Annotated in this window: 28 protein-coding genes; all 28 read left to right on the forward strand. The window is 46.9% G+C overall.

Translation table 11 applies throughout. The features are described 5' to 3' along the window. The first annotated feature begins 1 nt into the window (after position 1). The 28 genes from BN1247_RS02400 to gpG all read left to right on the forward strand — a co-directional run bounded on the left by BN1247_RS02400 (position 2) and on the right by gpG (position 18,989). Positions 2-1,945, forward strand: a complete 1,944-nt coding sequence (locus BN1247_RS02400; RefSeq protein ID WP_054948955.1) for an ATP-dependent helicase — start codon at positions 2-4, stop codon at positions 1,943-1,945. Between the two features lie 14 nt (positions 1,946-1,959). Further along, positions 1,960-2,853 (forward strand): hypothetical protein, encoded by an 894-nt coding sequence (locus BN1247_RS02405; protein WP_147675155.1) that lies wholly within the window; start codon positions 1,960-1,962, stop codon positions 2,851-2,853. Continuing rightward, positions 2,853-4,250: a replicative DNA helicase gene (gene dnaB / locus BN1247_RS02410; RefSeq protein WP_054948957.1), complete on the forward strand. Its 1,398-nt coding sequence runs from the start codon at positions 2,853-2,855 to the stop codon at positions 4,248-4,250. The genes BN1247_RS02405 and dnaB overlap by 1 nt, the downstream gene beginning before the upstream one ends. Then, positions 4,189-4,533, forward strand: a complete 345-nt coding sequence (locus tag BN1247_RS02415; RefSeq protein ID WP_054948958.1) for a hypothetical protein — start codon at positions 4,189-4,191, stop codon at positions 4,531-4,533. The genes dnaB and BN1247_RS02415 overlap by 62 nt, the downstream gene beginning before the upstream one ends. After that, positions 4,534-5,043 carry a putative metallopeptidase gene (locus tag BN1247_RS02420; RefSeq protein ID WP_054948959.1) on the forward strand — a complete coding sequence of 170 codons (510 nt, stop codon included), beginning with the start codon at positions 4,534-4,536 and terminating at the stop codon, positions 5,041-5,043. It begins immediately after the preceding gene. Next, on the forward strand, positions 5,040-5,474 hold the full coding sequence (locus tag BN1247_RS02425; protein WP_054948960.1) for a RusA family crossover junction endodeoxyribonuclease: 435 nt from the start codon (positions 5,040-5,042) through the stop codon (positions 5,472-5,474). The genes BN1247_RS02420 and BN1247_RS02425 overlap by 4 nt, the downstream gene beginning before the upstream one ends. Next, the gene (locus BN1247_RS02430; RefSeq protein WP_054948961.1) at positions 5,464-5,853 is read left to right on the forward strand and encodes a hypothetical protein; all 390 of its coding nucleotides are present in this window, start codon (positions 5,464-5,466) and stop codon (positions 5,851-5,853) included. Before BN1247_RS02425 ends, BN1247_RS02430 begins: the two co-directional genes overlap by 11 nt. Before the next feature lie 12 nt (positions 5,854-5,865). Then, positions 5,866-6,003 carry a hypothetical protein gene (locus tag BN1247_RS17895; protein WP_187119695.1) on the forward strand — a complete coding sequence of 46 codons (138 nt, stop codon included), beginning with the start codon at positions 5,866-5,868 and terminating at the stop codon, positions 6,001-6,003. Further along, positions 6,000-6,134, forward strand: a complete 135-nt coding sequence (locus tag BN1247_RS18305; protein ID WP_261796014.1) for a hypothetical protein — start codon at positions 6,000-6,002, stop codon at positions 6,132-6,134. Before BN1247_RS17895 ends, BN1247_RS18305 begins: the two co-directional genes overlap by 4 nt. Positions 6,135-6,612: 478 nt before the next feature. After that, complete coding sequence (locus tag BN1247_RS02440; protein WP_074011223.1) at positions 6,613-7,224, forward strand: hypothetical protein; 612 nt, start codon at positions 6,613-6,615, stop codon at positions 7,222-7,224. A gap of 96 nt (positions 7,225-7,320) precedes the next feature. After that, positions 7,321-7,449 (forward strand): hypothetical protein, encoded by a 129-nt coding sequence (locus tag BN1247_RS18310; RefSeq protein ID WP_261796015.1) that lies wholly within the window; start codon positions 7,321-7,323, stop codon positions 7,447-7,449. Between the two features lie 248 nt (positions 7,450-7,697). Further along, a complete protein-coding gene (locus BN1247_RS02445; RefSeq protein WP_054948964.1) occupies positions 7,698-7,928 on the forward strand; it encodes a hypothetical protein in 231 nt (76 codons plus the stop codon). 213 nt (positions 7,929-8,141) lie between these two features. Beyond that, positions 8,142-8,297, forward strand: a complete 156-nt coding sequence (locus BN1247_RS17900) for a hypothetical protein (protein WP_187119696.1) — start codon at positions 8,142-8,144, stop codon at positions 8,295-8,297. Positions 8,298-8,368: 71 nt separating this feature from the next. After that, complete coding sequence (locus BN1247_RS02450) at positions 8,369-9,289, forward strand: Kiwa anti-phage protein KwaB-like domain-containing protein (RefSeq protein WP_054948965.1); 921 nt, start codon at positions 8,369-8,371, stop codon at positions 9,287-9,289. 658 nt (positions 9,290-9,947) lie between these two features. Next, entirely contained in the window at positions 9,948-10,139 is a 192-nt protein-coding gene (locus tag BN1247_RS02460; protein WP_054948967.1) for a hypothetical protein, read from the forward strand. 6 nt (positions 10,140-10,145) lie between these two features. After that, the gene (locus tag BN1247_RS02465; RefSeq protein ID WP_054948968.1) at positions 10,146-10,523 is read left to right on the forward strand and encodes an HNH endonuclease; all 378 of its coding nucleotides are present in this window, start codon (positions 10,146-10,148) and stop codon (positions 10,521-10,523) included. A 391-nt stretch (positions 10,524-10,914) separates the two neighbouring features. After that, on the forward strand, positions 10,915-11,439 hold the full coding sequence (locus BN1247_RS02470; RefSeq protein ID WP_054948969.1) for a P27 family phage terminase small subunit: 525 nt from the start codon (positions 10,915-10,917) through the stop codon (positions 11,437-11,439). Positions 11,440-11,482: 43 nt separating this feature from the next. Further along, positions 11,483-13,000 (forward strand): terminase large subunit, encoded by a 1,518-nt coding sequence (locus BN1247_RS02475; protein ID WP_231633098.1) that lies wholly within the window; start codon positions 11,483-11,485, stop codon positions 12,998-13,000. An 11-nt stretch (positions 13,001-13,011) separates the two neighbouring features. Next, on the forward strand, positions 13,012-14,244 hold the full coding sequence (locus tag BN1247_RS02480) for a phage portal protein (RefSeq protein WP_054948970.1): 1,233 nt from the start codon (positions 13,012-13,014) through the stop codon (positions 14,242-14,244). After that, positions 14,241-14,969 (forward strand): head maturation protease, ClpP-related, encoded by a 729-nt coding sequence (locus BN1247_RS02485; RefSeq protein ID WP_054948971.1) that lies wholly within the window; start codon positions 14,241-14,243, stop codon positions 14,967-14,969. The genes BN1247_RS02480 and BN1247_RS02485 overlap by 4 nt, the downstream gene beginning before the upstream one ends. Positions 14,970-14,982: 13 nt before the next feature. Further along, positions 14,983-16,083 carry a phage major capsid protein gene (locus BN1247_RS02490; RefSeq protein ID WP_054948972.1) on the forward strand — a complete coding sequence of 367 codons (1,101 nt, stop codon included), beginning with the start codon at positions 14,983-14,985 and terminating at the stop codon, positions 16,081-16,083. Between the two features lie 152 nt (positions 16,084-16,235). Further along, entirely contained in the window at positions 16,236-16,592 is a 357-nt protein-coding gene (locus BN1247_RS18315; RefSeq protein ID WP_157360843.1) for a collagen-like protein, read from the forward strand. A 29-nt stretch (positions 16,593-16,621) separates the two neighbouring features. Continuing rightward, positions 16,622-16,930, forward strand: coding sequence for a head-tail connector protein (locus BN1247_RS02500; protein WP_054948974.1), 309 nt, complete (start codon positions 16,622-16,624; stop codon positions 16,928-16,930). Continuing rightward, on the forward strand, positions 16,911-17,231 hold the full coding sequence (locus BN1247_RS02505; protein ID WP_054948975.1) for a phage head closure protein: 321 nt from the start codon (positions 16,911-16,913) through the stop codon (positions 17,229-17,231). Before BN1247_RS02500 ends, BN1247_RS02505 begins: the two co-directional genes overlap by 20 nt. Further along, complete coding sequence (locus BN1247_RS02510; RefSeq protein ID WP_054948976.1) at positions 17,232-17,669, forward strand: HK97-gp10 family putative phage morphogenesis protein; 438 nt, start codon at positions 17,232-17,234, stop codon at positions 17,667-17,669. Then, a complete protein-coding gene (gene gp17, locus BN1247_RS02515; protein ID WP_054948977.1) occupies positions 17,666-18,034 on the forward strand; it encodes a tail completion protein gp17 in 369 nt (122 codons plus the stop codon). Before BN1247_RS02510 ends, gp17 begins: the two co-directional genes overlap by 4 nt. A 4-nt stretch (positions 18,035-18,038) precedes the next feature. Then, positions 18,039-18,632, forward strand: a complete 594-nt coding sequence (locus tag BN1247_RS02520; protein ID WP_054948978.1) for a major tail protein — start codon at positions 18,039-18,041, stop codon at positions 18,630-18,632. A gap of 15 nt (positions 18,633-18,647) precedes the next feature. Next, positions 18,648-18,989, forward strand: coding sequence for a phage tail assembly chaperone G (gpG, locus tag BN1247_RS02525; RefSeq protein ID WP_054948979.1), 342 nt, complete (start codon positions 18,648-18,650; stop codon positions 18,987-18,989). Position 18,990: the final 1 nt, after the last annotated feature.

Raw genomic sequence — 18,990 nt, forward strand, 5'->3', positions numbered from 1 at the left:
GATGAATTTAGACGGAATGAATCCAGCACAGTTGGAAGCTACCACACACATTGACGGACCGTGTTGTGTGATCGCGGGGGCGGGCTCGGGTAAAACCCGGGTCCTTACCCACCGCATTGCATACCTGATTGAACAGGGAGTGCCTGCAGAACAGATTTTGGCATGTACGTTCACGCGGAAGGCAGCAAGCGAAATGACAGAGCGTCTAGAGCCGCTAGTAGGGCGTGAGGCGGACTTACTCAATCTCGGGACCATTCACTCTATGTGTTATCGAATTCTCCGCGAGGAATGGCGTAACACCGGCGAAGACTACGAAATACTGAATGACTACTGGCAAAAACGTTACGTCAAAGATATTTTAGCGCCGGCCGGCCCAAAGAACCCGGATGGCATGAACTGGGGCGCTGACGTCGGAGACGTACTAGGGGTTATCAGCAAGCAGAAAAACGAGCTAGTGACCGCTCAAATGTTTCAAAAGCGGATCGTTGACTATGACGCTAATGACGCCGGCAGGTACGCGAGAGCTTACGAACTGTACGAAGAGCGGAAGCAGCAGGAAGGAAAACTAGACTTCGATGACATGCTAATCCGTTGTTATTACCTACTGGCAGAAAATCCGGTCATTCTCGCAAAGTACCAAGAACGATACAAGTACATCCTTGTTGACGAGTTTCAAGACACGAATCACGCACAGTGGGAAATCATACGGATGCTTGCGGATCCAGAAGCTAATTTGTTTGTCGTAGGCGATGACTGGCAGTCAATCTATGGATTCCGTGGTGCGCGTCCGGAGTATATTGTCAACTTCCAAAAGTGGTATCCGGAAGCGGAAATTGTTGTGTTAGACACCAACTATCGTTCGAACTCTCAAATTATCAATGTCAGTAACGCGGTGATTCAGAACAACCAAGACCAGTATCCGAAGACAGTACTTGCACACCGGGATCCCGGTCGCGAACCAATGATGTTGCACGCGACAGACGAAGAGCATGAGGCGGAGTTGATAGTGTCGGAGATTCAAACGCTCATTAAAAATGGCACAAAACCGGGTGAGATAGCGATCCTTTACCGCACAAATTCACAGTCGCGAGCATTTGAAGACAAACTTGTCCGAGCAAACATTTCGTACACGATCGTAGGAAGCGCCGGTTTCTATGGCCGCAAGGAAGTTAAGCATATGATCGGTTATTTGCAGGTGATCGCAGACACTAATAACGACGAAGCGGTCAAACGCATTTTGAATGTCCCTAATCGCTTCTTGGGTCGTGTGTTGATTCAGAACGTCGAAAGTTTCGCGATTCAAAACGGCTTAAGTTTTTATGACGCGATGCAATGTATCGACAATCTAAGGATGTTCCAGAAACGAAACATTAGCGAGTTCGTGGAGTTGATTGAGGAGCTGCGTCGTCACTCGTACCCGCCGGCACAAACCATTCAATTGATCCGCGAACTGACGGAATACGATGCATGGCTAAAGAAAGAGGACGGCGACACGGACGGCGAGAATGCGCGAATCGAAAACTTGAACGAGTTGCAGTCAGCAGCCAGCCGGCACAGCGACTTGACGAGCTTCCTACAGTTTGTCGAGATGATGACCTCCCGCTCACAGTCAAATGACGATAGCGACGATCGTGTGCAGCTCATGACGATCCACCGCTCGAAAGGGCTGGAATACCCGGCGGTGTTCTTAACCGGTATGGTGAACGATCTCTTACCGCATAAAAACGCCGTCGGCTATGTTGACGGACAGATATTGCCCAATACGTGTACCGAGGAACGACGGTTATGCTACGTGGGCATGACACGTGCGAGAGATTTGCTTTACATGAGTTACTTCGATCGGTACCAAGGCAAGGACGTGGAGCCGTCAATATTCCTAACAGAGACGGCTAAAGAAAGACATGTCGACGACGTGTCGGGGACAGGTACACGACATGTCATATAACGGTGGTGATAGAGGTGGCGACGATGCGAAGACGTATGCTTAACCCGGAATTCTTTGTCGACGCCGAGGTTGTTGGTTCGTTAGATTTTGCAGGTAGATTGTTTTATCAAGGGCTGTGGTGTGTCGCCGAAGACAGTGGAGTATTTGAACTCTCTGCGCTCGCTCTGAAGATGAAAATATTCCCCGGTGACCCTATCGATCTCAATCAGATCGATCAGTATGTCGAAAAACTGGTAGAGCTTGAGAAGGTCATCACGTTCGAATCAGGTGGCAAAGAATACGGTTGGCTGAAGAATTTCCATAAGCACCAGAAGCTAGATAAGCCTTCTCCGCCAACGCTTCCGCTTCCTCCTTGGATGCATTTTAACCAAGAGGGAGAGAAGCGACACCAGTGGCATTATACCTGCAGTTATGAGGAGTATACAGAAAGCGTCGACGACGTGTCGGGGACAGGTACACGACATGTCCCCGGACAGCCGGCGCCAGAAGAGAAGGGAAGAGAAGGGAAGAGAAGAGAAGAGAAAGGAAAGGGCGTCGCCGACAGTTCACCGACGCCTCCTTCCCCCTCTCTCCCTCTTTCAGACATCTCGGAGTATGAGCGTGATGTGATGAGCGAACTACAGCAAGTTGATCACTACCCGACTGATGAGGGTAAAGACCTCACGCTGATCCGGACGCTTGAAGAACAATACCAGACCGTCGACTTGCTGTCAGAGGCCCGCAAATGGCAGACATACAAGCTCGATAGGCCGTTAATTCCTGGCAAAAGCAATGCACGTTCGCAGTTCCGGACTTGGGTATCTAAAGCGGCGAAGTGGCAGAAAGAGCGTGACGAACCCGATGACGATCCGGGCTATGTGCCGCCGTATTGGCAAAAGTATGTGCCACCCGAGGAGGAGGCTGACTGATGGCAGCAGAGACAGTTTTATTCCCGCATAACGTGGATGCTGAGCAGGCTGTTATTGGCACGCTGCTACTTGAGCCTAACTTGATCGCAGAAACAGCCGATAAGCTTAAACCAGAGCACTTTTACATTGCGGCTCACCGGCTGATTTTTGAAACGATGCTCGAGCAGTCGGAAGACGGCAAGTCGATCGACTTCGTGACACTAGGGACAGACCTAACCAATCACCAAGCCTTTAAAGGCAAAGAGGTCATCTCATACTTGACTGAACTTGCTAATGCTGTACCGACCACAGCGACATTGCCACGACACATTGAACGTGTCCAAGAAGAAGCGTTACGCCGGGAAATGTTCCGCACCGGTCAACAGCTTATGCAGCAAGCAAAAGAGTACAACAAGCCGGCTGTTGAAGTGCTCGATAAGGCAGAACAACACGTGTTATCCCTTGTGCAGTTTACAGGTGACACAGAGGGGCCGGAATCGCTAGCAGAAGCGGCCGGCCGTCGATGGGAGTACCTTTACCACACCAAGGACGATCCAAGCGTGCTGGGCGTAAAAACAGGCTTCGTAGACGTCGATAACATGCTTGGCGGTTTGCAGCCGGCAGAATTTATTTTACTCGCTGCACGGCCGTCGATGGGGAAGACAGCTCTTAGCTTACAGATCGCGAAGAACATAGCGGCAGCCGGCAAAGGTGCAGTGCTTTATTTTAGTCTCGAGATGTCGAAAGACATGCTGGTCGATCGCCTAATATGCGCTGAGGCTGGATTGGATCATGTGAAGATCAAAAATCGAACCCTGACGGAAAAAGAGTGGGATCGCGGAAGTAAAGCGATGACTGAAATTAGTCAGCTCAATTTGATGATCGATGACGAAGTAAGCACGACAGCGGCCATGCGATCCGTCGCAAGAAAGGTAAAACGTGAAAGCGGCCTTGCGTTGATCGTGATCGACTATTTGCAGCTGATAGCAGACAAACCAGAACGCGCACAGAACTCGCAAAACGATATCGTAACCGCGATCTCACGGAGGTTAAAAGCGATGGCAAAGAGTTTACAGGTCCCAGTGATGGCGTTGTCGCAACTTAACCGAGCAACAGAAAAACGAGGCGATCATCGGCCAATGCTATCAGACCTACGTGATAGTGGCAGTCTCGAGCAAGACGCGGATCAGGCGTGGTTTATACACCGACCGGAGTATTACAACCCGAAAGATTCGCCAGGCATTGCGGAGATCATGATTGCAAAAAACCGTAATGGTCCAGTAGGTGTTCAGGAGCTAAGCTTTACAAAGCAGTTTGCCCGTTTCGGGAACCTTGCGGCAACAGGAGGGACGCAAGATGCAGCAAGACCAAAGAGACGACAGTCCCAATCAAAGCGTCATGGCTGGCGGCAAGAATGAGCGGCGGGGCACTTGGTACGTTACAGATGGCCCGGCGATCCACCGCATACCGTTCGATGTGCATGAAGCTAGTTTTTATAACTTCGGCCTGTATGCGATCAGCATTGGGTTTGGAAATCCTATTGTCGAATGGGGCGAAAGAAACTGGCACTACGAAAAAGTGAGCGTTCAGCCGGGCGAAGTGTTAAGAGATTTTAAGCCACAACATCCGACGGGGGTTCTGATCGTTTGCGCGGCTAAGAACATATCAAAACTTTATTATCTCTTGAGAGGGGTTTGTTAAATGGCCACCACGTTCAAAGACGCGCCGGAAGTGAAAATGCTTGTGGATAAACTTGTGTATAACTGCAGTGAGTTTAAGTGTTTGCGTCACGCGCAAATTTTAACGAGGTTCCGTTATGGCACTTGGAATTCGCGGGGAAAAATAAAACTTGGCATGGCAAAGGTGCTAACACCGTTTGAACGCTTCGAGACTGACGCGGAATGTGCCGTAATCGTGAATGGCGATATTTGGGGTAACCTTAACGTCAAACAGCGTGAGGCGCTAGTTTATCACGAGCTTTGCCATTTTGAAGAAATGACCGATGCCATGGGCAATCCGAAAGAGGACGAGAACAAACGGCCAATGTACAAGACGGTTGGGCATGATGTCGAGGAGTTTTCAGCAGTCGTTCGGAAGTACGGCCTATGGATGGCGGATGTGCGTAAGTTCGGGCAGGTCGTAAAAGAGGTTGAACAGCTGTCGATGTTTGAAGAAGGCAAAGTCCACAAGTTGGAGGTGACCGGCTCATGATTGTGTTTGCAGTCTATGGCGATCCGGTTGCTCAAGGCCGGCCGCGTGCGACAACGGTAAATGGGCGGGTGCGGATGTACGATCCGCCTAAGTCGCGAAACTACAAGGAGTACTTACGGTTCTTAGCTGCTGAACATGCGCCAGACAAACTGCTCGAAGGTCCACTAGCGATGGACCTACGAGTTTACCGCCGGATCCCGAAGAGTTTTAGCAAAAAGAAGAAGGCTGCAGCAATCGCCGGCGAGCTTCGTCCTGTGACAAAGCCCGATGCCGACAACTACCTAAAAAGCGTAAAGGACGCACTTAACGGTGTGATTTGGCGCGATGACAGTCAGGTTGTGAATGTCTCGGTAGGTAAGTGGTACGGCGAAAAGCCGCGAGTTGAAATCCGGATATCCGGAATAGAGGAGGTTAATAAACATGAAAGTTAGTTATGACCCGAAGTTTTTCGAGTGGCACCAAGGGACGAACGAGAAAGCTGTGCAGGGAGAAAAAGCGATCACGATCCACCCGAAGAATGGTCAAATACGAATATCTGCTGCTGCCGGCCGCACGTTCGAAGAGAAAGCCGAGTTAATTGAAAACCGCTACTTTCGAGTAGAGATTGGTATTGCTCCGAAAGCTATTGCTGTTCGTCCTGTAACATCGAATTCAAACGGTTATCGAGCATTTATGGCTAAGGGCTCAAAAGCCTTAAAGATTTCATGTAAGTATTTGATCTCCACGCTGGAGTGGAATCTTAGTTCTCCGATCAAGATCATAGCATTTTGGGACGAGAAACACAGGATGCTAGTAGGGAAAATCTCTTAAGGGGTGAACCTCATGGCCAAAAAGCGCAAACGAAAAAGAAAGTGGTTTTTGCTCTTTCGTCTCGAGGATGGCCGACAAGTTTACCTGTACGAGCCGCTCAGAAAGTACGAATTGAAGAGCCGTTTGCGTAAAGGGTGGCGGGTAGTATGAAACAGCGGCAGAAGGGAGAGCGGTACCGTCCGATCGTGACGGTGGCAAAGACGAAAAAGGGTGTTCCGACAGTGATTGAAGTCAGTGGGAGACGGTACCAACTTCAGCATCCTAGTCAATATCGGAGGTGATTGGCGTGATCCGAATCAGCCAACAAGAGAGCGCCAAGCGCCGTTGCAACTCATGCTTTGCTCGAAAGGATACCAAAGACATTGATGTTTCATGCGGTAAATCTTATCGTCTAAACACGATTTCATTGTGCAAGGATTGCCGTGTGTTGTTACTTGAGTTGTTGAAAGAGGAGGTGAAAGACTAATGCCAATGTATACAGAAGAAATCAGCACTTTCCGGAATGACGTAGAAAGAACGTTGTCCGTCAGACCGTCAGACAACAGAAAGAAGGTCATGCTGTACATTGAAGTTTACGGTGATGATAAACCATACATCGAGCTAACGCCTAGCAGGACTAAGTATCTCATTGAGTTGCTGCAGGGTTACGTTGACGAGTGGAGCCGTTAAAAAAATCCCCGAAGCCGTGCAGGGCGACGGGGGAAGCGTTCAGACTTTGAAACCTTACCTCATTCAAATTATACCGGGGGTGAAGATGTGATGACAAGCGAATTCGAAAACATATGTGCAAACTGTCCCGGGACACATTGGGGTAAGAAAAGTATTTGCCGTGTGCATGATAAGCACATTTCACAAATAGAAACCTGTCCGGAGTGGGAACGACAAATCAAAGAAGACGGCGACGGCCAACTATCGTTTTTGGATATTGAGCCGGCCGTCGAAGTCGTAGAAAAAGTGTGGGAGGATTTACGCTCCTACAACTGGATGATTAAAGAGGTTAACCGGCTTAACAGTGAACTGTATAAAGTTTCATCGCCTCCCGAACACTTAACTGCTCAATACGGGATCGAGGCGGTCATGCCTAAACCTAAAGGAACAATACCCGTTAGTGACATTGAGATGCAGCGGATCGAGAGGCTGAAGCATCGTGTGGATCGGCTACAAATCAAAGTGCACAAGATAGAACGAGCCATCCGGAAGCTTGACGACGACAAAGAAAGATCGTTCATCGATTGCGTTTTAAGTGGCTGGAAGATGAAAGATATTGCTAGGCATATTGGCGTATCGCGGCAGCGACTCAATGAGATTAAGCGTAGCGTTATTAAGCGTTTTGCATGGGAGATGTACGAGGACGAACTAAAAGGCGCATGAAAAAAAATCCGTCAAAAAAGGCGGATTTATTTTATAAAAGTACTTGACATACGTAAAGTAATTTGTTATAATATAGTTAGAAAGGAGGTGAACAGAGTGGATTTAAAAGACCTGGTAATAACGATTGGCGGTATCCTCGGTTCGGCCAAGATCATCCTAGAGTTCTACGACCGAATCAAGGAACACCGCCAGACGAAAGCCCAGAAAGGCGATAAAGAAGCCTAATCTGGGGGAGGGGGAGCAGGGAAACCTGCGATGAACCCCCTTACCAAAATTATAACTCAAAATCCACCGGAAACAAAATGAGAAAACTTAGCACTGTAGATGTACTGTTCTTCATTCTGTTCCTAGCTTGGGTATCGGATCTTAACCTAAACAACATGACATGGGTTCAGTGGATCGGATTAGGAGCAGTTAGCGTTTGGTTTATACTCATGGCGGTAAAGCTATTTGTAATGAGGAAGTGAACAGGTATGTACCACTTTAAGACGAAAGACGAACTAGCCGCGTTCGTCGCCTCCGAGGTAGTTAATTCCTCGGAGGCAACACAAATACTCGAATGTACTAGGCAAAACTTAACCGACATGGTTAAACGCGGTAAGCTTGCACCAATAAAGGAATTGCCGCGTGACCGTTGGTTCTTTAAGGATGACGTCATTCAACGAAAGAAAGAAGTAACAGCCTGGTTTAAAAAGGACAGGTAACAGAGGTTTACACTTCTGACAGAAATGACGTAAATGACACATCTGACATTCCGGACATTATTTGTTTTTCGTCGCCGCTTGCGTGTATAATGGAGCTGCGCGAAAAAAGTAAATAGGACGGATGACGGGCACCCGTGAGGGTGCTTTTTGTTTTGTATATAAAAGCATATCCTGGCAATAATATGACAGGATTAATGTTAGGAGTGAGTAGGGTTGTCAGGAGTACGTAATACAGTTAAACGATCCTTTGTCGAACTGTACAACATATATAGACCGAAAAACATTGATAAGTTCACGCGGGAGTTTATTAAAAAATATCGGATTGACGGAGGGTATGAGGAAGAGTTAAAGCAACTTGTGACGGAATAACGAACATTGAAGGAAAACGCCTCCTTTTGTCGAAATGATATTAATATGGCAGACAAAAGGGGATGGAAATATTGAACATAAACGAAGTAGCAAAAATGTTGGAGAAGAACCAGGAATCCCAGGGGAAATTATCAGTTCTATTTGTAAGTAAAAAAGGAACGAAGTATCAAGCGTATCAACCGCAGGTTTCTAACAAAGTTCAACAGGATGTAATTAAGCTATTTAAGGAACACCTGGAAACTATAATTGCAAAAGACTTAAAGGAAAGGGAATTTAATCCAAGTGGGCAACCGAATGATGAGTACTCGGTTTGCAGTTATGAATACGTCGGAAACTTCCACGAGGTAACTAGTTTGTACAAAAATACAAAAGAAGAAGAAATGAGAGCCGATCAAATAAACTTTTTGATTTTCAGGCTGAGAATTAACGAAGATGAAAATCCTATAAAGTATCTTTACTTATTCAGGAAAAACCATAAGTTAAAGAATATAAGAAAGGGCTTTTGGATTAGAAAGATATCCGATACATATGATAAACTGTCAGATTCTGACTTGATAGGGATAGATGGGAGCATTGATGCCATTGCGTTTGAAGATGAACTTGCATTCTTCTCTCATATTTCAGCAGAAAGGATTTTTAATTTAAGGGAGAAGTTCGCGCAAAATGCCCGAAAGGTATTAAACGAGATAGAGGACGGTGGCAGAATTGATAACTTTGATGAATTCAAGGAAGAGTGTTTAAATGACGTAAGGATCACCAGAAGGCTAACTAAAATGCATTCGAACCCAAGAATTGTAAAACTATTTCATGAGTACTTTTCAAACGCACAAGAGGTCGTGGAATTGTTTGATTTGAATATCTCATTCAATGAGGATAACACAAAAATTGTATATAGTCATAAAGATGAACTGAAGGACATCACGATGCTTATGAGAGATGCGTATTACAGGACGATATTGGCAGACAGAAAGGGTATAGACGACTTTAATTAGGGTTTCGGGAGGTGGAAAGATAAGATGTTAACGAATTTGTATAAGTCAATTCTGTTTGTCTCATCTTTTTTTCCACTATATGTCATACTACTGGTTAAGTTCTACGAATTTGACAAACCACTAGCATACAACATTATTAACCATACTGAATCATTTATTGTTTTTGGTTCGTTAATCGTCATCTCCTTAATTACTTTTATGTATTTTTTGTTTTGCGAACTAAATAGTGAAGAGAGTTTTGGAGAGGTTGAGAATGTTAATAGTGAGATATTAACATATTTCATAACTTATGTTGTACCATTAACAACGCTAGAGGAAAACAATATAAATTCTATTTTGGTTAATATCATTTTGTTTACTGTTGTTGGTATTTTTTACGTAAATAGTAATCAGTTTTATTTAAATGTACTATTTACGTTATCTGGTTTTAATGTGTATAAAGATCAGGGTAATAGAATAATTATATCGAAAAAAAGCGCAGATAAAATATGCAACAGGGATTCGGTTAGGGTGAAGAAGGTTGGGAAAAAGATATACGTTATTAATAAAAAGGAATAACCCTAGGGTTACGAACTCTGTTCCGTCATTTGATTTGTGCGATTAGCACCCGCGAGGGTGCTTTTTTGATGATTTGATGAAATGAAAAGGAGTGGTTTCTATGGCTGAGATGGTGTTAGGAGTAAAAGAGACAGTAGCCGACAACGCTGAGATCGGAGACGAGCTTGAGTCCCTGAAGGCAGTACAACAAGCAGCCAATACGACCGCGGCCGTGGGACAGGCAATAGCGAAGGCATTAGAAGATGTCGGGGAATACGAGAAGCGCCTAGCTTACGACTTCTTTAACAGGTGATTAGGTATGCCAAGTAGACCAAAGAAACCGTGCGCTGCACCTGGATGCCCGAACCTTACAGACGGCCAGTACTGTGAGCAGCACGCACACAAAAGCGCAGAGCGCGACAGGTATTACGACCGCCACCATCGCGACAAACAGGCGCGAACTTTTTACAGGTCTCCGGAGTGGAAGCTAGTGAGGCAGCGTGCATTGAACCGCGACAGTGGATTGTGTCAACATTGTCTGCGGCGGAAGCGTATCACGATGGCCGATATGGTTGACCACATCGTACCGATCCGGAAGGCGTGGCACCTGAGACTAGACACAAGGAACTTACAATCGCTTTGCAACAGCTGCCACAACAAGAAGACCGCGGAAGACAAAAGGAGGTACGGGATGTAATGCGACAGACGAAAGGGAAGAGACAAGAGAAGCACGGCACAGTATACTGTGACAAGTGTCGTAGAGATTTCTATCTGCGACAGCAGATTGCAGGGATAGAAAAAGAAGTAACGGACTAACAACCTTGCGTGTCGTAACTAGGCTAAGGATTGAATACTAAATGAGCTTGGGAAGTTGTGGGAAGAAAAGGGATTGCGTAAGCCGTTGCTTCGTGCTGTTTGAAGTTTGCGACAGTATTGAAGAAGATTTGATAATTGATACTTCGATTGGGAAAGAGTGTTAGGGGTGGGGGGAGGCAAAAAGTTTTTAGACGTCGCTCAGAGACCGACCGCCAGGGTCGTGCGAACTTTTTTCCCAAAATGACATTTTTTTGACAGGGAGGTGTTTTCCGATGGCGGGGAGACCGAGTAAGCCGGTGCAACTGCTCAAACTGGAAGGGAAAAGCCACCGGACAAAAAAAGAACTGGCGCATCGGGAAAAGGCCGAAAAATCATTATACACCGGGACAAAGTTTAGGGAGTCTCCCGCCGTAAAGTCCGACCCGATCGCGCACAAAGAGTTTTTGAGACTAAAGAAATTATACAAGTACATCCAATATGTCGATGGGCTTGACGAACAAATTATTAACCGTTACTGCATGATGGTAAGCCAAGAAAATAGTTTGATAGAGCGAATAGCCCAGTTGGAGGGAATATCTAACGAGTTAGACGGCCCAGGTGAAAAGATCGAGATGTTTAAACTCATAACAAGCACGACGACAAAGCTCAATCAAACAAGAGACATGCTGTTAAAGTTGGAGGATCGGCTATTTTTGAACCCGACAGCGCGGGTGAAGGCGATACCGAAAACACCTCCTGAAAAAGAGGATACGTCGCCCATGGCTAAATTCCTAAAAAGCCGTGAGCGCAATGCCTAAGATTGACAAGGACAGAGCACTGGAGCCGATCGAGTTTATACAAATGCTTAACGCGGTTGACGATTTTTACGGTCAACCGCTTTTGTTACTCGACTGGCAACACGAAACGATATGGGACGTATATGGAACAGTTAAAGACGACGGACTAAGGCAATATCGGTTTGCTTACCTTGAAGTGCCAAAAAAGAACGGTAAGACTTCGTTGATCGGCGCGCTATCTCTCTATCATTTAGTTTGCGACGGTCCGGGAGGACAGATCTATTGTTGTGCGGCAGACAGGGAACAAGCTCAGCTTGTTTACCGCGCTGCTTGCGGAATGATTGAACAGGATACCGAGCTTGAAAAGGTATTAAAAGTCCTGAACAGCCGGAAAGAAATAATAAACGTTCATACCGGGACAACGCTAAAGGTACTGTCTGCAGAGGCGTATACAAAACACGGTATTAACCCGACTGTCGTCATATTTGACGAACTTCACGCCCAGCCGAACCGTGACCTATGGGATGTGATGACATTTGGTGCCGGTGCCGCTCGGAAGGAACCTCTTTGGTGGGTAATCACTACAGCCGGCGACGATCCTGATCGTACGTCGATTGGCTGGGAGGTACATGAACAGGCAGTAAAAATAAGAGACGGCGAGCTAGTGGATCCATCATGGTACGTGAAAATATACAACGCACCAGAAGATGCAAACATATTCGACGAACAAGTGTGGTATGAGGCGAACCCTTCATTAGGGCACACTATCAATATCGAAGCAGTCCGACAGGAAGCACTAGCCGCTCGCAACAGCGAGGCGTCAGAACGACTTTTCCGTTGGCTACGTCTTAACCAGTGGGTTTCGCTTAAACGGATCGGGTGGCAGCCGTTAAGCCTTTGGGATCAGACTAACGGCGATTGGGATTTGTCGGAACTTGTCGGCAAGAAGTGCTACCCCGGGTTAGACTTGTCGAGTACGACGGATATCACGGCAGTATGCTATTTATTTCCGCCACAAGAGGGTTTTTCTGCCTGGCGGGCAATATTTGATGCGTGGATCCCGGAGGACAACATGAAAGAACGTGTTTTGCGCGATAAAGTACCTTACGACCGTTGGGTTAATCAGAAATACTTACACGCCACGCCGGGCAACGTAGTCGACTACAGCTTTGTTGAATCGCGAATACTAACGGCAAACAAACAGTACAACATACAGACACTTGGCACTGACCCGTGGAACAGCCGCATGCTCACACAGCGATTGATGCGTGAAGGTGTTGATGTTGTGGAGATACCGCAAAACTTTGCTGGTCAAAGCTTGGCGATGAAAACCCTCGAGCGGTTAATGAAGTCGGGGAGTTTAACGCACGAAATAAACCCGCTCGCACGGTGGTGCTGGGGTAACGTTGTTGTAGCAGTAGACGGCAACGAGAATATAAAGCCGATGAAAAACAAATCGAAAGACCGGATCGACGTGACGGTAGCGCTGATAAACGCCATGGCGACTGCAATGATGTTTGAAAGTACCGAGATTGATTTCACAGAAGCTACTAGCGACTATCTTCAAATGATGGGGTGGTAGGAGGTGGGACGATGTTTAACTGGATTAAGAGAATGTTTAAAAACGAAAACGAGAGTGCAGACCTAAACCACCCAAAGTTTTTGGAATGGCTCGGTATAGACGCCAATTTACCGAGAGATAAGTTGTCAGAGGCGACTTACTTCGCTTGTTTAAAAATCTTGTCAGAAAGCATGGGGAAGCTACCGCTACACATGCTAAAAAAGACTGACAGGGGGATTGTAGCAAGCGATAAAGAAGAATTGTATAACTTATTAAAGCTTAGGCCTAATCCGTACATGACGAGCGCTACATTCTGGTCGACGGTTGAGATGAACAGGAACCACTACGGAAACTCCTATGTCTGGAAAAGATATAAGGGTCCGGAGGTGAAAGACCTGTGGATCATGCCTAGCGAAAACGTGTCGATCGTAATTGACGATAAGGGGATATTAGGCAAGACGGATAAGATTTGGTACAAGTATACCGACAAAAAAACAGGAATTCTATACACGTTTAACCATGACGAGGTTTTGCATTTTAAAACATCAACAACGTTTGATGGTATCAGCGGTGCGCCGATCCGCGACATCTTGAAAACCACGGTAGATGGCGCGCTGGAGAGTCAAAGGTTTATGAACAATCTTTACAAGACAGGGTTAACGGGTAAAGCCGTGCTCGAGTACACCGGGGACCTTGACGAGAAGGCAAAGCGGCGGTTGGTAAAAGGGTTCGAAGAATTTGCAAACGGGTCGAAGAACGCCGGAAGGATAATTCCCGTACCGCTTGGTATGAAACTCGTACCGCTTGACATCAAATTAACGGATAGTCAGTTCTTCGAACTTAAGAAGTATTCCGCGCTGCAAATCGCTGCAGCCTTCGGCATTAAACCAAATCAAATAAATGATTATGAGAAGTCAAGTTACGCCTCAGCTGAGGCGCAAAACTTGGCTTTTTACGTTGATACCCTTCTTTACATTTTGAAGCAGTATGAGGAAGAGATCACTTATAAGATTTTAAGTTCGCAACTTGTAGAGGAAGGTTATCACTTTAAATTTAACGTCAACGTTATTTTGAGAGCCGATATTAAAACGCAAATGGAAGCCTTGGCTAAAGGGGTGAATAACGGCATTTATACTCCAAACGAAGCAAGGGGGTACTTAAACCAGCCGGCCTTAGATGGAGGAGACGTTTTAATGCTCAACGGTAATTACATCCCTGTAACAATGGTCGGGGAGCAGTATCAGAGAGGGGGTGAAAGTCAATGAGCTTTTGGAAGTTCATTAGGAACAAGGCTTCAGACGACAATATAGAAACCGTGGAGCTTCGCATCGAAGGCGATATTGTCGATGACGAGGATATGTGGTTTTATGAGTGGTTTGGTGAGCCTGCGGCAGCCCCAAACGCTTTTCGTGAAGAGTTAACCGAATACAAAGGGCAAGATCTAACCGTGTGGATTGATAGTTACGGCGGCAGCGTATTCGCCGGCGCGTCGATTTATAACGCGCTTAGGGAACACGATGGCAGAATTACGGTCAAAATTGACAGCAAGGCCATGAGTGCGGCTTCTGTGATCGCGATGGCTGGTGACGAGATACTAATATCGCCAGTATCCGTTATGATGATCCATAATCCTCTGACTTACGCGTATGGGGATATGCGGGATCTACGCAAGACGGCGGGGATACTTGACGAGGTGAAACAGTCGATCGTAAATGCATACGTCGATAAAACCGGTAAGCCCGCAGGAGAGATCTCCGAGATGATGGATGACGAAACATGGATGTCTGCAAATGTGGCGGTTAAGCAAGGTTTTGCCGACGGAGTGCTGTACCAAGATGAACAACTTGATGTTGCAAACATGGCAGGTTTTAATTTTAACCGCTTGGCAATCGTTAACAGTGCACAGCGGTCTGTTAAAAAAGCGGTTGAGTTGATCAATAAACCATACGATGACAAAGAAAAACTAGCGCTCTATCTTGACTTAATTTAACGAGGTGATTTAAGTGAACAAAAAATTACGTGAGCTCCTTGAAAAAATCGAAAACAGAAAAGCGGAGGCTAGGAAGCTACTAGCTGACAACAAGATTGAGGAAGCCGCCGCGATCCGAGATGAAGTTGTGGACTTGCAAAACGAATTCGACGTTGCAAAGGATCTTTACGAACAGGAGAAAGAGCAAGCCGAAAACTTTAAGCCGATCGAGGCGCAAAATGATGTGCACACTTTTTTAAACCATGTGCGTACGCGGTTTAAAAACGCAATGCACGAGGGGTCTGGAAAAGATGGTGGCTATATCGTTCCGCAGGACATTCTAACGCAGATTAACGAATATCGCGAGAGCAAAGACGCGCTCCAAAACCTCGTGACCGTTGAGCCAGTTTCCACTAAATCGGGTAGCCGCGTGTTTAAAAAGCGTGCACAGCAAACAGGGTTTGCTAAAGTCGATGAGATGGGGAACATTCCAGAGAAATCCACACCACAATTCACGAATCTAATGTACGATGTGGACAAATACGCAGGTTTCATGAAAGTCACCAATGAACTGTTAAAGGACAGTGACCAAGCTATCGCAAGTGTGTTAACCAAGTGGATTGGCGACGAAAGCCGTGTAACGCGCAATAAGTTGATCCTAGAAGCATTAGGAGCGAAGGAGAAAACAGCATTCAGCGGACCGGACGACATTAAAACGGCGTTGAACGTGACGCTTGACCCAGCGTTCCGCTATACATCCACGATCGTGACGAACCAAGACGGATACAACTATCTAGACACGTTGAAAGACGAAACAGGCAACTATCTACTTCAGCCGACCGTAGCTGAAGACAGCAGTAAAATGCTTTTTGGTGTCCCCGTCCAGGTGGTGTCTAACAAGGATATGCCGTCTAACAGCTCTAAAGCGCCGGTCATCATTGGCGATTTGAAAGAGGCTGTTGTCATGTTCGACCGACAAACTACGGAAATCTCGGCCAGTGACGTAGCGGGTGATGCCTATTTGACAGACGTGACGCTGTTCCGAGCAATTGAGCGGTTGGATCTGAAATTGCGCGATGATGAAGCCTTTGTCTATGGTGAAATCGAGGTAACCAGCGGAGGAGTTGAAGGGTAATGACCAAATTCCAGGCGAAAGTAACCGAGGAATCACCGGCTGCTCGCCTGTTATCTCTAACAGGCGGTGATGATCTTCCAACAATTTCTTTAACTTCAGCTGGAGGCAATCCAGATTTCTACACAAAACGGGGCCTCAAGGTTGATGAGGTCGTGACTGTAACTATCAAAGGAGCACCAGTTTGGCCAATAGAAGCCGGTGCAGACATCCCGGCTGGTAGTAACGTTGAGGCAGGAGACGGAGGTACAATTGTGCCTTCAACCGGGACGGGCATCGGCTACGTGGCTCAATCCGTCAATGCCGGCGACGTTGCACAGCTCATTCGCTCTGCAAGCGGTGGCCCTCCAGGACCAAAAGGTGATAAAGGGGCAAAAGGTGACCCAGGACCGCAAGGGCCAAAAGGTGACACCGGACCACAGGGTCCAAAAGGCGCGGACGGCGCACCAACGAAAGCCGAGTGGGACGCGCTCGTTGAACGGGTCGACGCATTGGAAGGCGGGGGAGGTTGATCCCTCGCCCCCTTAGGGGGTGTTAAACCGTGATTTTAGAACTTGAAGAAGCAAAACAGTGGTTGCGTGTTGATGGTGACGAAGAGGACGGCACCATCCAAATGCTGATTAAAGCCGCAGAATCGTACCTGTACAACGCAACCGGCATTGAATACGACGCGGAAAGCGATCTTGCAAGGCTGTTGTGTCTTGTACTTGTTTCTGATTGGTACGAAAACCGTGAGCTAGGTACTGGTAAAGTCAGCGAAAAAGTACGGTTCACCGTATCCAGTATCACGGCACAACTGCAGTATGCGCAATCGAAAGAAGGCGATACCGATGAATCCGGGTCGCCTTAAAAATCGTATCGAGATACAGCATAAAACAGCGGTCCGCGATCCTGACACAAAAATAACGAAACAAAAATGGCAGACGATCCATAAGTGCTGGGCTGAGATCGAGCAACCGACAGGCAACAGATTTTATCAGGCTGCGGTTGCTCACCTCGAGTACGCCACATGGTTTAAAATCAGACAGAAGGACGGCATTAAGCCTGGTATGAGAGTCGTTTATCAGGATCATAAATATTTGATTGAACACGTGAAATACGACCTACAGCACAAGCGGTTTGTGTCCCTGCAATGTAAGGAGGTGGTGTGAGTGGGTGCGAACGTCAAGATCGACGGGTACGCAGACATTCAAAAGAACTTACGGTCGCTAGGCACTAAGGCCAAAGTAGTCGAAGCTGCTGCAGTCAAAGCCGGCGGCGAAGTGCTGCGTAAGACTATGGCACAAGAAGCACCACGAAGCGCATCACCGAGACAACCGACTTCACCCTCGCAAAGCTGGCGTACCGGCCAACACGCGGCGGACAATATTAGGGTTAGCCGTGTCAAGACGGTAGGCGGCTTTAAGATTGTTGATGTCGGTGTACCAAAAGGCGACAACTCACCGTACTTTTATCTAAAATTCCATGAGTATGGATCAGTCAAGTACACACCGCCTAAGCCGTTTATGACACGTGCCGTACAAAGTTCTAAGTCGCAGGTAAAGGAAGCTATCAAACAGACAGTTAGGAAGGGGATGGGGCTGAAATGATCAACATGGAGGCCCCAGTCATCGATGCGCTAGAAAGCGATCCGGAAGTATCACGACTAGTAGGCGAAAAGATATTTCGCTGGACGGTACCGGATGAAACAGCAGATAAATATCCGTATATCCGCGTGGTGGAAATTGATAACGTTGATAATGACTATAACGATAACCGCGCGGTTGCGAGCGACATCGAAATACAAATCGATCTATGGACGCGGGGCGATCCCGCACAACTGCAAACAGCAATAAACCGTGTCATGAAGTCACTGAGTTTTAAAAGAACGTCGGTGGCTTTTTTCTATGAGGAAGACACAGGCGCGACGCGTAAAGTGCTGCGCTTCACTACTAAAGTAACACTGGAGGAATGAAACAATGGCTAGTTCGATCGTTGGTTTAGAGAACATTGTTTACGCCAAGTTGATTAGCGACACTCAAGATGCAGTAGAGTATGGAGAAGTCAAACCCTTCGCGCCGGCTATCACCGCGTCAGTCGAAACAGCCCAGGACAGCGCCACGCAGTACGCGGACAATGGACCAATTGCGGTTGCTACACAGATCGGGGAGACAACGTTAAACCTGACTGTCAACGAAATTCCGCAGGAAGTTTTGGCCGATATTTTGGGGCAGGAAATGGTTAAGGGCGTTATTGCATACAAGCAGGACATTCAGGCGCCTTACTTAGCTTTAGGCTTTACAGGCAACAAGGAAAATGGTAAGAAACGCCTTGTTTGGCTTACGAAAGGCCGCTTTACTATTCCGTCGGATGAATGGAACACGAAACAAGATTCTCCGGAATTCCAGAACGCGGAAATCCAAGGGACGTTCATCCGTCGCGACTTTGACAAGGTGTTTAAGATTGTGGCTGACACCGAAGTCGAAGAATTCACGTATGAGGACGAGTTTTTCACTGAGGTTTTCGATCTCTCGAAGCTCACCGGTGGCGGTGGCGGCGGAGTAGAAGGTTAAGGGAGGCGATAAACAGTGGAAATTACACTTAGAATCGACGGCGAAGATAAAACGTTCGTGCAGGAGTTTGTTCCTCTGAAGTTCTACCGGAAGGCGCTTGAAATCGAAAAATACGCAGCGGAACCGGATTCCGACGAATTTGAGCTGCTAGACCGCCGATTGCGGTTGATTGTTGAGATTTTCGACAAGCAATTCACGAAAGATCATCTCGAGAATGGTCTGAACACAATCAATCATGGAGAGGTCATTTACGACATCATCGGAGTAGGGGTGCTTGGATACGCCCCTTTGGACGAACTGGAGCAACAGGGGAAGTATCTGATGGAGCTCCAGCAATCACAATCGACGAACGAATAGA

This window comes from Numidum massiliense (genome assembly GCF_001375555.1).
Lineage (GTDB): Bacteria > Bacillota > Bacilli > Thermoactinomycetales > Novibacillaceae > Numidum > Numidum massiliense.

Coding starts and splice junctions, on each gene's coding strand:
- BN1247_RS02520 (WP_054948978.1), top strand. CDS start 18,039: ATGGCTAGTTCGATCGTTGGTTTAGAGAACATTGTTTACGCCAAGTTG.
- BN1247_RS02430 (WP_054948961.1), top strand. CDS start 5,464: ATGAAAGTTAGTTATGACCCGAAGTTTTTCGAGTGGCACCAAGGGACG.
- BN1247_RS02440 (WP_074011223.1), top strand. CDS start 6,613: ATGACAAGCGAATTCGAAAACATATGTGCAAACTGTCCCGGGACACAT.
- BN1247_RS02420 (WP_054948959.1), top strand. CDS start 4,534: ATGGCCACCACGTTCAAAGACGCGCCGGAAGTGAAAATGCTTGTGGAT.
- dnaB (WP_054948957.1), top strand. CDS start 2,853: ATGGCAGCAGAGACAGTTTTATTCCCGCATAACGTGGATGCTGAGCAG.
- BN1247_RS02400 (WP_054948955.1), top strand. CDS start 2: ATGAATTTAGACGGAATGAATCCAGCACAGTTGGAAGCTACCACACAC.
- BN1247_RS18305 (WP_261796014.1), top strand. CDS start 6,000: ATGAAACAGCGGCAGAAGGGAGAGCGGTACCGTCCGATCGTGACGGTG.
- BN1247_RS02460 (WP_054948967.1), top strand. CDS start 9,948: ATGGCTGAGATGGTGTTAGGAGTAAAAGAGACAGTAGCCGACAACGCT.
- BN1247_RS02445 (WP_054948964.1), top strand. CDS start 7,698: ATGTACCACTTTAAGACGAAAGACGAACTAGCCGCGTTCGTCGCCTCC.
- BN1247_RS02465 (WP_054948968.1), top strand. CDS start 10,146: ATGCCAAGTAGACCAAAGAAACCGTGCGCTGCACCTGGATGCCCGAAC.
- BN1247_RS02505 (WP_054948975.1), top strand. CDS start 16,911: ATGAATCCGGGTCGCCTTAAAAATCGTATCGAGATACAGCATAAAACA.
- BN1247_RS02475 (WP_231633098.1), top strand. CDS start 11,483: ATGCTTAACGCGGTTGACGATTTTTACGGTCAACCGCTTTTGTTACTC.
- BN1247_RS02485 (WP_054948971.1), top strand. CDS start 14,241: ATGAGCTTTTGGAAGTTCATTAGGAACAAGGCTTCAGACGACAATATA.
- BN1247_RS02415 (WP_054948958.1), top strand. CDS start 4,189: ATGCAGCAAGACCAAAGAGACGACAGTCCCAATCAAAGCGTCATGGCT.
- BN1247_RS02425 (WP_054948960.1), top strand. CDS start 5,040: ATGATTGTGTTTGCAGTCTATGGCGATCCGGTTGCTCAAGGCCGGCCG.
- BN1247_RS17895 (WP_187119695.1), top strand. CDS start 5,866: ATGGCCAAAAAGCGCAAACGAAAAAGAAAGTGGTTTTTGCTCTTTCGT.
- BN1247_RS02470 (WP_054948969.1), top strand. CDS start 10,915: ATGGCGGGGAGACCGAGTAAGCCGGTGCAACTGCTCAAACTGGAAGGG.
- BN1247_RS02480 (WP_054948970.1), top strand. CDS start 13,012: ATGTTTAACTGGATTAAGAGAATGTTTAAAAACGAAAACGAGAGTGCA.
- gp17 (WP_054948977.1), top strand. CDS start 17,666: ATGATCAACATGGAGGCCCCAGTCATCGATGCGCTAGAAAGCGATCCG.